Origin of the sequence: Martinezella dioscoreae (assembly GCF_009176305.1) — a bacterium.
Classification (GTDB): domain Bacteria; phylum Pseudomonadota; class Alphaproteobacteria; order Rhizobiales; family Rhizobiaceae; genus Rhizobium; species Rhizobium dioscoreae.
Window position 1 is genome coordinate 22,679 of the sequence record NZ_BLAJ01000002.1, and the last position, 13,148, is coordinate 35,826.

Annotated in this window: 8 protein-coding genes; 3 read left to right on the plus strand and 5 right to left on the minus strand. The window is 59.9% G+C overall.

Annotated features, from left to right (window positions below; genetic code table 11):
- Positions 1–29 precede the first annotated feature (29 nt).
- The 5 genes from GDN47_RS06665 to GDN47_RS06685 all read right to left on the minus strand — a co-directional run bounded on the left by GDN47_RS06665 (position 30) and on the right by GDN47_RS06685 (position 6,680).
- The gene (locus tag GDN47_RS06665) at positions 30–1,511 is read right to left on the minus strand and encodes a cytochrome P450 (protein WP_233789787.1); all 1,482 of its coding nucleotides are present in this window, start codon (positions 1,509–1,511) and stop codon (positions 30–32) included.
- Between the two features lie 98 nt (positions 1,512–1,609).
- Positions 1,610–2,854: a diaminopimelate decarboxylase gene (gene lysA / locus GDN47_RS06670; protein WP_152092870.1), complete on the minus strand. Its 1,245-nt coding sequence runs from the start codon at positions 2,852–2,854 to the stop codon at positions 1,610–1,612.
- Positions 2,855–2,961: 107 nt separating this feature from the next.
- Positions 2,962–4,143 (minus strand): PLP-dependent transferase, encoded by a 1,182-nt coding sequence (locus GDN47_RS06675; protein ID WP_152092871.1) that lies wholly within the window; start codon positions 4,141–4,143, stop codon positions 2,962–2,964.
- Between the two features lie 15 nt (positions 4,144–4,158).
- Positions 4,159–5,529: an MATE family efflux transporter gene (locus GDN47_RS06680; protein ID WP_152092872.1), complete on the minus strand. Its 1,371-nt coding sequence runs from the start codon at positions 5,527–5,529 to the stop codon at positions 4,159–4,161.
- On the minus strand, positions 5,529–6,680 hold the full coding sequence (locus GDN47_RS06685; protein WP_152092873.1) for a GNAT family N-acetyltransferase: 1,152 nt from the start codon (positions 6,678–6,680) through the stop codon (positions 5,529–5,531). The genes GDN47_RS06680 and GDN47_RS06685 overlap by 1 nt, the downstream gene beginning before the upstream one ends.
- 325 nt (positions 6,681–7,005) lie before the next feature.
- Here GDN47_RS06685 and GDN47_RS06690 point away from each other — a divergent pair, with 325 nt between their 5' ends.
- The 3 genes from GDN47_RS06690 to GDN47_RS32570 are packed head-to-tail and all read left to right on the plus strand — an operon-like array spanning position 7,006 to position 13,055.
- Positions 7,006–10,983 (plus strand): non-ribosomal peptide synthetase, encoded by a 3,978-nt coding sequence (locus GDN47_RS06690; RefSeq protein ID WP_173002456.1) that lies wholly within the window; start codon positions 7,006–7,008, stop codon positions 10,981–10,983.
- Positions 10,984–11,015: 32 nt separating this feature from the next.
- A complete protein-coding gene (locus tag GDN47_RS06695; protein WP_113333897.1) occupies positions 11,016–12,335 on the plus strand; it encodes a lysine N(6)-hydroxylase/L-ornithine N(5)-oxygenase family protein in 1,320 nt (439 codons plus the stop codon).
- Positions 12,336–13,055, plus strand: a complete 720-nt coding sequence (locus GDN47_RS32570; RefSeq protein WP_113333898.1) for a 4'-phosphopantetheinyl transferase family protein — start codon at positions 12,336–12,338, stop codon at positions 13,053–13,055.
- Positions 13,056–13,148: the final 93 nt, after the last annotated feature.

Genomic DNA, 13,148 nt, shown 5'->3' on the forward strand with positions numbered 1-13,148 from the left:
GACGGCAACTTTCTTGTCCGTCTCGGTCGTCATCCCCGGCGCCTATGCAGTGTCACGGGCATGCCGTCACGCGGACGCAGCGTCAGACGGCATTGTGGCTGAACCTTATGTCCATCCCTGACCCGAACGCGAAAACGTTGAGCCAAGATCGCCAGGCAGAGGATCGCCTCGGTGAGGCCGAATTGCAGGCCCGGACATACACGCGGGCCGGCCGCAAAGGGAATATAGCTGTAAGGCGCTGGCCGCGCCTCGCCGAGGAAACGCTCCGGATAAAAGCGATGCGGCTCGGGAAACAGAGAATCCGTGCGATGCAGGATCCATGGCACGATCAGCACCAGTGCCGCCTTGCGTATCTTCACGTCGCCGATCTGGTCGGGCTCGGCCGCCTGCCGTGCCAGGATCGGTACCGGGGGATAGAGGCGCAGCGTCTCCTCGATCACCGCGCGGCACCAGTCGAGCTTCGCGACATCGTCGATCGAGGGGACCCGATCACCGCAGACAGCCTCGATTTCCGCATGAACCGCCTCCTCCACCCAGGGTGCCCCTGCGAGCAGATACCAGGCCCAGGTCAGGGTTGCCGCCGTGGTTTCGTGGCCTGCCATGAAGATGGTGGCGGCCTCGTTGCGAAGCGCCACGACATCGAGTTTCAGCTCGGGATTGCGCTGCTGCCGGCGGATCAGCAGTTCGACCATCGAGCTGTTATCACCCTTGCCTGCTAAATGATCTTCGATCACCTGATCGATGATGCGGTGAATGCGTTTCACCGACCGGTTCAAGCTCGGCGTCCTGATGATCGGCAGCCCCTCATCGAAGCCGAGAAAATAGCCGAAATTGACAGAATCGACCAGCGACTGGTAGCTCGCAAAGCCTTCGGTGACCGCATTGGCGCTCTCCTCGCCGAGATCATTGCCGAAGACGCTGCGGGAGATGATCTCCGCCGTCAGCCCGGCCATCTCGAACAAGGCATTGACCTCAGCGCCCTCGCCCAAGCTTTGCCAGCGGTCGGCAAGCTCACTTGCCGTGCTCTGCATGATCGAACCGAAGGCCGGGACGCGGTTTTTATGCACGATATCGGAGACCAGCGGCCGGCGCTGCTTCCAGGTCTCTTTGTCGGAAATGAACAAGCCGTCACCCAGCAGATATTCCAGCGCGCGTCGCATCTGCGGCGTCTTGCGCTCGAAGTTCTCATGGCGCTTGGCAACCACATAGCGGATAGCCTCGGGCGAATTGACGATGACGAGCTGCCGGCCCAGAAGCTTGAACTCCGCCACATGCTCGCGATAATCCGCGCGACGCCAGATCGACAGAAAGTCGCTGCGCGCCTGCAGCATAAGCTTCAGCGGCTGGCCGGGCTTGCCGCCATAATAGGCGGCGTGGGCCGGCTCGAAATATTGCGCGGATTGATCGGCGTGTTCGACGATTTCGGTTTTCTGATCGAGCCAGGCCAGCATAGCGGTGCAGAACTTTCGCGCCTTGCGGCCGGTAACGATGTGAGAACGGCCGAGCGCCACGACGCACGGTCGTGGTCACTATATTCATTTCGCAACCGCAGAAAAGCCCTCGCTTGGCCAAAGTAGAGGCTCTTCTTTCGCCTTGCGATCGACCGTGCCTAAAGCGCCTCCAGCATAAGCAGCTCATCCAAAGTCTGGCGCCTGCGGATCAAGCGATGGGTTTCGCCGTCGATCAGGACCTCCGGTGCATAAAGACGGCTGTTATAATTCGACGACATGGTTGCCCCGTAAGCGCCGGCGCCATGAAACACGAGATAGTCGCCGACATGGGTTTCGGGCAAATCGCGCGTTTCTACGGTGCCATTGTCCGTCTGCGTGAAAACATCGCCCGATTCGCAGAGGGGGCCTGCCACCACTGACGGGAAGGTTGTTCCGGCGGTATCGCGAGGCGCTGTGCCTGGAATGACTGAGATATGGTGATAACTGCCGTACATAGCCGGTCTGGCGAGATCGCTGAAGCCGGCATCGACGAGCACGAAGCGGTTGCGGCCCATCATCTTGACGGCTCTGACTTCAGCAAGCAATACACCGGAATCGGCGGTCAGGAAGCGGCCCGGTTCGATCTCCAGCCGGATTGGATGGCCAAAGTACGCCTCGATCTCGCGCCGGGCCTTGTCCCAGAGCGAAAAGTAATGGGCAGGATCGATCTCTTCTTCACCCTCCCTATAGGGCACAGACAGGCCGCCGCCAGCCGAGATGGCCTCGATATCGACATCCAGCGCGCGGCAGAAGCCGATCATCGCTCCGCAGACACGCTGCAGATGCCCATAATCGACGCCGGAGCCGATATGCATGTGCAGCCCGACAAGCTTCAGCGAATACCGGCGCGTCAGCGCCACGGCCTCCTGTAACTGCTCGAACCAGATGCCATGCTTGCTGGTCTCGCCGCCGGTATTGGTCTTCTTGCTATGGCCGTGTCCGAAGCCGGGGTTGATGCGCAGCCATACCCGATGGTCCAGCGAGCGCTCACCCAATTGATGCAGCATATCGATGGAACCGATATTCACCTCGACCTTGTCGGCAATGACACGTTCCAATGTCGGCCGGTCGAAGACGTCGGCAGTGAACACGATTTCAGTAGCTCCCGACACAGTGCCTGCAGAATAGCCCGCCCGCATCGCCCGCTCGATCTCACCGAGCGAGACGGCATCGACCCGCACGCCCGCTTTGCGCATCTCTTTCAGAATATGAATGTTCGAAGAAGCCTTCTGCGCATAGCGAATGACGTCGAAAGCCGAGAGTTGCGCGATGCGGCGGCGGATCGCGGCAGCATCATAGATCCAAAGCGGCGTTCCATATTCGGCGGCAAGCGCGCTCAACGTTTCATTGGAAGGGATGGTCATCTTGTCTCGATCGGGTCAGGGCGGGAATGGATCAACAATGAATAATAGTATGGGCGGAGCGACCGTGTCACTCCACCCCTTTCTGGATACAAGAGTGCTGCAGCCAGTTAGCGCCTGGCGGCGGCAAGTGCCTGCTCGAGATCGGCAATGATCTCCTTGGCAGCGTGCAGCCCGACGTTCAGGCGGATCGTGCGGTCACTGACACCAAAGCGCGCGAAGACATTAGTCTCCGGCGAAATGCTGAGCGCTGCCTTGGCCGGTACCACCAGGCTTTCCGGCCCGCCCCAGCTCACCCCGATGCGAATGAGGCGCAAAGCATCGACGAAATCGGCCACATCGATGCGGTCCGAAACCTCGAAGGAAAACAGCCCGCCAAAGCCGCTGAAGGTGCTCTTTCCGGCATGGTCGCCAAGTGCGGGATGCATGACGTTGGTCACATCCGCATGGGCATCGAGCCAGGACGCCACTTCGAGCCCGGCTTCGTGATGATGGCGCATGCGAAATGGCAGTGTCTCTAAATTACGCAGGACGAGCCATGCTTCGAACGGCGCGAGCTTTGCACCCGTATAGGGGTAGATTTCGCTGTTGATCCGGTCGATATACGCCTTCGAGCCGGTAACAAGTCCCGCCACCGTGTCGCTCTGTCCACCAAGATATTTCGAGGCGGCGTGAATGACGATATCGATACCGACGGAGAGCGGCTTCTGAAAGAGCGGCGTTGCCCAGGAATTGTCGACCATCGTTACCACGCCATGGCGGCGAGCGGCCTCGGCGATCGCGGTCAGATCCTGCAGCTCGAAAACCATCGAGGTCGGGTTTTCGAGATAGGCAAGCTTGGCACCCGGAAGCGCGGCAAGCATGGCTTGCGTATCGGTGCCGTCGATATAGTCGACGACGACGCCGAAGCGTTTCAGGACTTTTTCGAAGAAGCGGAAGGCATCGCTATAGACGTGCCGGACGGTGACGATACGATCGCCGGGTCCGACGAAGGCGAGAACTGCAGCAGCAATCGCGCCCATGCCGCTCGAAAAGGCACGCGCCTCTTCCGCACCCTCCATTTCGGCGATCTTGCGCTCCAGAAGCCGCACGGTCGGGTTGTCACCACGCGAATAGATCGGCTTCTTCGAGCGGCCGGCGAAGACGTCCTCCAGTTCCTTGTAGCTATCGAACAGGAAGAGCGATGTCTGGTAGATCGGCGGCACGGCCGCGTCGAACGGATCGTCGCGCGGCGGCATCAGCGCATCTGGAATAGCGTGGCGGTAGGCATCGAATCTCGGCGTCTCGTTCATGGCGTTCCTCTTGGGTCAGGAGTGAAGTGTCGATTGGCCAACCAGGCGGCCCGGTGCATCGGTCGGCAGAATGGCGAGCCATTCCCTCCATCCGACAAAGCCGCCGAGGACGGCAGCGAGAATGGCTGCGGCAGCGGCAGCAGCAGAGATGCCGGCAAAGCCCATCCAAAGCGGCAGCAGGAGCAGAAGCGGGATCAGCAGATATCCCTGCGGTGCAAGCCCCACGAGCGCGGACAGGCCGGCCCGGCCCCGCGATTGCAGCATGACAAGCAGGACGGATTGAAAAGCTGCAAGCGGAAAGATCGGAAAGAGGTGCCGCAACCAGGCGACTGCCTCATCCACGACGTCCTGGTTATCCGTGAACAGGCGTGCGATCGGCTCGGCAGCCAGGAACAGCAAGATGGAATAGAGCAATGCGACCGGCATCGTCACAGCGAGCATGAACCGGATCACGGCTTTCAGACGCTCGGCATCGCCAGCGCCGAAGGCATGACTGACGACGCTCTGGGCGCCAAGGCAAAAACCGAACACCGGAAGCTGTCCCAAAGTCATTAGCCGGATGGCAATCGCCGTTGCGGCGACCCCGGTATCGCCGCCATGGACCGCGGCCTCCCGCATCAGGAGCAGAAAGCCGAGACCCGTGACAATGCTTGCTGCGGCAGCGGGAAGGCCGATCCGCGCGATCGGCCAAAGCAGTTGCCAGCAAATCGCCCCGCCGGTCACGCTCACTGTTCCCCATCGGCGCAGGAAGTAGACGGCATAGCATGCAAGGGCTGCAAGGGACGACACAATGGTCGCCAGTGCCGCGCCGGACGCACCGAGCTTGAAGAGAAAGATGAAGACGGGGTCGAGAACCGCGTTCAAGGCGAAGCTCGCGATCAGCACGATCATCGAGAAACGTGAATTGCCTTCGGCGATCGCGATGAAATCGCAGATAGCCTGCAAAAGCCCGAGCGTCACCCCGAAAGCAAGCAGCCGCCCATAATCGAGCCCTGGGGCAAGGAGATTGTCGCTGGCGCCAAGCGCGCCGACAAAATCCGGCAGGCTGAGATAGATCAGGATTGACAAGAGGATGCCGAGCGGGATCGTCGCCGCGAGCGCTGTCGTGGCGACCGACGCCGCGGCTCTGAGATCCGCTTCGCCAAGGTAACGCGCAAGCAGCGTCGCGAGCCCGATACCCAGCCCCTGACCGGCGGCCGCGACAAGCAGAAACAGCGGCATGACCAGACTGATGCCTGCCAGCATGTCCGGGCCGAGCGTTCCCAGGAAGATCGCATTGATCGCATGATGGCCGGCACTTGCGGCAAGTCCCGCCACGGCCGGAAGGGCGACAGCCAGAACGAGCCGCCTGATGCGCGGATCGTTCATATCGACGGCTGCTTTCATCAGGCGCCTCGCGCCAGCGAGCCAAGGAGAGGCTGCCCATCCTCTGTGGACAAGCCGGTGAGATCCGGCAGCAGCAGCCGATCCATGAAGAAGCGCTCGCGCAGGAGCATGACCAGCAGCGCCTTCTTGTGCGGGAAGTGAATATGCTTGACCTTGGCGAAGCCGGAACGGTCGAGATTGCGGATCTGCTGGGCGTGATGATGGATCGGTTCGCCGACGATACGGCAGGTGCGCGGATCGGCCAGGAACATGTAGTGCATCAGCGACGGCAACCAGGCGCTGACGAAGGCTTTCCCGCGGAAATCATCCTCACCGATCGCCACATGCCAGCCGCGATCATAACCGTCGGCGTCGTAATGCGGTCCGATCCTGTCTTCCTTTGCCCAATAGAGTTCGAAGTAACCGAAGGGCACACCGCCGAAGGTTCCGATCAGCGGCAGCGTGCGCGGATCGGCAAGGCGGCCTGCGATGAAATCACGATGATAGGAAAGATCGCCGCTGTCTTCCCATATAGCGGCAACCCTCGGATCGTTCATCCAGCGATGGAAATGCGGAAGATCGGCCTCGATATCGGCGACATGGAAGCCAAGCTGCGTATTCAGCCAGGGAATGAAACGGCTGTATACGCGGCCGGCGGGCTTCGGAGGCCGCTGCGGATGAAGGGCGCCATTCGTCAGGATCGGCAATTCCGGATAAGCCTTGGGCGCACTTCCGAGCCAGGATCCTGCCTGCTGGAAAAAGGATTCGGGCCGCACGATGAGGCGCTCGCCGCTACGTTCAATCGCGCCGGTCTCCAGCAGTCGCCTTGCAAGATCATCATCCGCAAGCGCGATCTCGAAGCAAATTAGATGCGGATTGCATGCCAGAATGGCTTCCGACACGGCGTTGACGATATCCTCGCCAGAAAGCGGCGGAACCGCCGTCGAGATTGTATCGAAGACCAGGAGATTGGTGGCCGGTCCCGATAGATGACCTGAGGCCACCTCCACTCCGTGATACTCGACGCGGAAACTCCCTGGTGCAGGCCCTGTCGATATGATGAGCGGCTGGCCGCAGGCAAGCGCACTGCTCTCAAAGCCCGAAGCCGGCAGTCGCAGATCAAAGGATCTCTCCGCCGCCCTATCGCTCCTGATCGCCAGGGAAGCATCCATATTTCATCTCCATATCTTCAGAAACACGCCGGCTGAGATCGGCAGGCCAAGCACAGCGCTAATTCTGCGGTGACGAACGACATCGGCAGAAATTCAAAATATTTTCCGAAAATATTTTTTGAAAATCTCCTGAATTTTCCAAAACTCCATTCGTCATGCAGCTGCATCGATGTAATTTTCGGAGTAACCGAGTTTATCGACGCCAGAAGTCAGAGATATCAATCGATTAAACTTAATATCTACAATAGATATTGAGATGTATACGCTATTGTATTTCGATTGATTAGATATGTATTTCAGTACACCCGGGGAGAATGGCGAAGAAATGACTGTCCACGATCGGAACGCCAAGGCAGCAAACGATACGGATTACCTCGCCAAATGCTCGCTATCGCCAGCACAGTCACGTATCTGGCTCCTATCGGAGACGGGTAACGAAGTCGTGTACGGGCGACAAATACTCGGGATCGTCTTCTCTTCGATCTCTCTTGACCTCGCGCGCGAGGGCCTATCAGAACTTTCTCGACAACATCCCCTCATCACCTCGGAATTCGAGACGCGGGCGGGCGGCGCCGTCCAGCAGATCCTGAAGAACGACCGTTTCGTCGAGATCATCGAGACGACGCTGACTGCAGGCGAAAACCCGGACGAGGCGTTGACCGCGGCGGCTACGGCGGAACAGGCCCGCCCGATCGACCTTACCGATGGCAATCCGGCCCGTTTCATTCTCCTGGCGCAAGAAGGGCGGGCGGTGGGTGCCCTATTTTCCCTCCACGCCATCCTCGCCGACGCTGCGGCGCTCGACCTGCTTGCAACGGATTTCCTTCGCAACATCGACGGTCATGACCCAGCGGATATCGTAGAGACGGCGTTGCCCGACGCCGCTTCGTGGATGATTGCCAATGGTGCACCACGCCTTGCGGCACCGGAGCTAATCGACTTCTGGTTCCAGCGGCTGACGGGTCAGGAGAATATTGCGTCGCTCCTGCCGCAAACATCGGCGGGAAAGAACACGGCCGACGAGGCATGGTTCGAGCATACGCTCGACGTGCCGATACAATCGTCCGCTGACATCTCCGAGGACATGCTTGCCTCCCTCGGGATCGCCCTGCGGCGCCATACCGGATACGGCACTCAGAGGATCGGCCTGGTCACGCGTTCGAAAAGGCAAAGAGTTGCCGCCCGCAACGAGGACGTGTTGATCCTGACGCCGGAACTCGACGGTGCCATGACGCTCAAGGACGTTCGCAATGCATTCGTCAAGGAAATCGAGACCGTAAATCGGCAATTCCTGCCCTTCGAGGCCCTTGCCGACGCGTTGATAAGACGGGACGAATCCTTCGACACCACCGGCCTCGTCAAGACGCTCCTCGATGTGCGTCCGCCCCTGCGTCTCCTGGAAGCAACCTCGAGCGACGTCGCGTTGCGCAGCCCCATCGAACCGCAGCCGCGCCGCGATGCCGATCTGGTCGTTACCGTTTCCCCGGCATCCGCAGGCAAACTGCGCATCAGCATCGGCTTCGACCCGCAGAAGCATGATCGAAAGCAGATCATCCGCTTCGCCGATGATCTTGCCATTGCGCTTGCGCAATTGAATGCCAATCCCGTTGCACAGGTCAAACACATCCCCTTCGTGTCGCCAGAGGAATTGGAGAGACTTTCCGCACCCTATCCCGACGCACCGGAAGCGGACGACGGCACACCGATCCACGAGGTCATCTCCGCGCAGGCGAAAAGGCGGCCGAACGCCTTTGCCGTCGCACAGGGCGAGAAATCCGTGACACATGGCGAACTCGAAGCTGCCGCCAACCGGCTGGCCCATCGGCTGATCGCGATGGGGATCGGCCCGGAAAAACGCGTGGCTATCGCCCTTGAGAAATCGATCGACGCGATCATCGCCATTCTTGCTGTATTGAAGGCCGGCGGCGCATTCACGCCGGTGGAACCGGATCATCCTGAGGCCCGCAATCGTCACATCCTGACCGCTCCGGGCCTCTCGCTCGTCATCTCCCGGGCAAAGCATATCGCCAACCTGCCGAGCAATATCGCAACACCCTATCTTAATCTCGATGCCATCGACCTGTCCGCGGAGAGCGTCGACGCACCGGCAACGATCATTGCCCCGCAGCAACTTGCCTATGTGATCTACACGTCAGGCTCGACGGGCGTGCCGAAAGGCGTCGCCGTCGAGCACGGCCCGCTCGCCCACCATTGCAAGGCGACCCTGCGCATCTATGAAATGAGCGAGGAGTCCTGCGAATATCCGGTACTGCCCTTCACTTCGGACGGCGGCCATGAGCGCTGGATGGTGCCACTGATGGCAGGCGGCGGTGTGGTGCTGACGCAAGACAAGCTTGCCACGCCTGAAGATGCCTTTGCAGCCATGAAGCGGCACGGCGTCAACAATGCCAGCCTGCCCACAAGCTATGTGCGCGGCCTTGCCGAATATGCGGGCGAGAACAACGAAATCCCGCGGCTGCGGCTCTATTCCTTCGGCGGCGAGGCGCTGTCGCAGGCGGTGTTTGACATGATCACCGAGAACCTGAAGGCGCAGCTGCTGATCAACGGCTATGGTCCGACCGAAACGATCATGACGCCGATGATCTGGAAGATCCCGGCGGGAACTCGCTTCGAAGGGACCGTCGCGCCGATCGGCCGCGGAGTTGGCGATCGACGCATCTATGTGCTCGATGCCGACCTCGCGCCCGTCCCGGTCGGTGTAATCGGCGAAATCTATATCGGCGGCAGCGGGCTGGCTCGCGGCTATCTCGGCCAGCCGGAGCTGACGGCTGATCGCTTCATTCCGGATCCTTTCACACCGGGCGGACGACTGTACAAGTCGGGCGATCTCGGCCGCTGGCGCGAAGACGGGATCGTCGAATTCGCCGGCCGCGTCGATCACCAGATCAAATTGCGCGGTTTCCGCATCGAGCCAGGCGAAATCGAAGCTGTGCTGCGCTCGGACCAGCGTATCGCCGAGGCTGTCATCCTCCTGCACAATGACGGCGGACGGAGCTCGCTCGTCGCCTATGTTGTGCCGCGCGAGGGCGAAAGCTTGAGCGTGACAGAACTGCGCCGCACCGCCATGACCGCCCTGCCCGATTACATGGTGCCGCAAACGATCATGCTGATCGACGAGCTGCCGATGGGGCCGAACAGCAAGCTGGACCGCGCCGCCCTGCCGGCACCGCGTATCGAGCGCGAAATGGCGGCGCCCGCCAATGACAAGGAAAAAGCAATCCTGGAGGTCTGGAAAGACATCCTCGACATCGGCGATATCGGTGTTACCGAGAATTTCTTCGATATTGGCGGACAGTCGCTGATGGCCGTGCGCATCGTCTCGCGCCTGAAGATGCGCCATCCCGAATGGCCGCTGTCGATCGCCGACATGTTCAACCATCCAACGGTGCGCGATCTGGCACTGGCGATTGACGGCAGTCGCGACGAAACCGGCGTCGATGTCGTCTACCTCAGACGCAATGGCGACCGGCCGGTGCTCTATTGCTTCCCGGGCCTGCTCGTCAGCACGCGCGAATATATGCGGCTTGTCGACTATCTCGGGCCGGAACAGCCGGCGACCGGCTTCATCTGCTATTCACTGACCGAGACCAAGACGCTGAGTACCCGCGTCGAAGATATCACGGCGCGCTATGCGGAAGCCGTACGCAGACAAGCCAAGGGCCGGCCTTGCGCCTTCCTTGGCTGGTCGTGGGGCGGGCTGCTCGCCTATGAGGCGGCCCGTCAGCTCGGCGATGACATCGATCTGCGCATGATCGGCATGGTCGATGTCTGCGACATGGACGAGGAATTTACCGTCGGCATCATGCCGCGCTTCGAAGACGGCATCCGAGATCGCACCCATGCTGCCGTGCAGAGCTGGCTTGCCACCACGCCGATGCGCGAGGATTGGAAGAGGCTGTTCGCCGCCATGAACGAGGAGGTTTACGAACAGTTCCTCCACCATGTCGTCAAGCATAATGTCAAATTGCCAACGGATGGTCCCGATATCGGCTCGGAAGAACATACGTTCTGGATCCTCATCGATAATGCGATGATCTTCCGAAACTACCGCCTGGAGCAATCCGATTTTCGCATCCATGCCTTTGCGGCCGAGGATTCTCTGACGCGCGCCCTCAACGTCATCGACTGGCGGCGCTATTCCCCTAACGCCACGGCATCGGAGATCGTCACCGGCACCAACCATCTGACGATCATCGGCAAGACGCCCTTCCACCAGCGTTTCGCCCGGCGGCTCGATCATGCCTTTGCGCCGGCGCCGCTGTCCAAAGACACCGTCAAGTAACCCCCTCTTCGACATTATTCTGGAGCTGCATCATGACATCGCACGTGCTCGACCTCGCCGGGGCCGGTATCGGTCCCTTCAACCTCAGCCTTGCCGCTCAGCTCGATTCCATACCGCAACTTTCCGTCCGCTTCTTCGAGCGGCGCCCATCCTTCGCATGGCATCCAGGAATGATGCTGCCGGGCGCAGAGATGCAGACCTCCATTCTAAAAGATCTGGTAACCGCCACCAACCCGACAAGTCCGTGGAGCTTCCTCTCCTATCTTGTTGCGCATAAACGCTTTTATCAGTTTCTCAATGCGGAATATGAAGCCGTTCCGCGCAAAGAATTCGCCGACTATCTCGGATGGGTCGCGCGCGGCCTGACGTCGCTCCGCTTCGGCGCCAGCGTCCGGGACGTCCATGCCAATGACGGCTTCTTCTCTGTTGCCACCGACGATGGCGCGATCAGCGCCCGCAATCTCTCCGTCGGCGTCGGCAAGATCGCGTCTCGTCCAGCCTGGGCCGAACAACTGCCCAAATCCATGACCTTCCACAGCAGCGAAGCGGCGCAACGTATCGGTGATGTCAAAGCACCACGTATTGCCGTCATTGGCGGCGGCCAAAGTGGCGCCGAGATCGTCGATGCCCTACTGGACCTGAACGCGGTTTCGACCATTCACTGGATCAGCCGTCGTCCGAATTTCGAGCCGCTCGATGCGACGCCATTCACCAACGAGCTCTTCACGCCAGGCTATATGGAGCGTTTCCACGGACTTCCGGAGGAGCTACGGCTCACGCACACGCGCCGGCAGGTGCTGGCGAGCGACGGCGTTTCCGCATCCACCTTGAAAAAGCTCTATCGCCGCCTCTACGAGCGAAAGCTCGATGCAGGCGGCCGCCCCGATCACGGCATATCGCTGCGCCCGTTCCGCAATGTCATCGCAGCCGAGCAGGATGGTCCCGAAATCACGCTGACCATGCGCAACGGTTTCGATGACAGCGTCGAAACGCTTGTTGTCGACATGGTCGTCTTTGCAACCGGCTATCGCTTTGTCCTTCCGCAATTCCTGCATTCGCTTGAAAATCGCATCGAACTCAACTCCATCGGTGAACCGGTGCTGGAAAGTGACTTCTCGCTGGCCTGGGACGGGCCGCGTGAGAACCGCATCTTCGTTCTCAATGCCGGACGCCATAGCCACGGCATCGCCGAACCGCAGCTCAGCCTCGCCGCATGGCGCAGCGCCGTGATTGCCAATGCATTGCTCGGTCGCCCGCATTTCGATCTCGATCAGCTCGATCCCATCGTACAGTGGGAAACGCACGGGCAGCCGTCGAACCTTCCCTCTCACATGGGACAGGCAGCGGAATAGGTGAAGACGGCTCAACCGGGGGAAGAGACAGCGCAGGTAGAGCTTCATAGCCTGTACCTGTCTGACGCGCTTCCCGTACCGGACTCGATTTTGAGCGAGGCAGAAAAAAGCCGTGCCGCAGCATTCAGATCATGCCCGGCGCGGCGCCTTTTCGTTGCCGGACGGGTGCTGTGCCGAAGCATTATCGCCAATCTGCTTGGCTGCGCCCCGCAAGCACTTTGTCTCGCGATTACCCCTTCCGGCAGGCCCTACCTGCGTGATTTCCCCGACATCGACTTCAATCTCTCGCACACCAAAGACCACATAGCGCTCGCGATCTGTCGCGGCGGCCGCATCGGTATCGATATCGAGCGCCTCGACGCATTTTCGGAGAAGGAAGCCTCCGAGATCATGCCGATGATCCTTTCCGAACAAGAGCTCAATCAGGTGCATCAATTGGATGAGCGATATCGCCACGATGTTTTTCTCGCCTGCTGGGTTCAGAAAGAGGCTGCGTTGAAATGCTTCGGCCAGGGTTTTCTGGCCGACCCGCAAGGCGTGATGCTGGCGCCGGGAAATACAACCTTTGAAAGCAAAAGCCAGATATCGGACGAAGCGATTTTCATCCATTCCGGCAGGATCAGCAATGGAGAAAGCGGGGATTTTCAATGGGCTATCGCGACCTCAAGAGCTGTGGCACGGCCGCAATGGCAGCATCACAAAAGCGGGATTTTCTTCTAGATTGCTAAAAAAATTAAAATAAAATCAGGTGGATAAACCTTGATTTAGGAGATGCTTCACTTTTCGACTCCACTATCTTGACTATCATTGTCA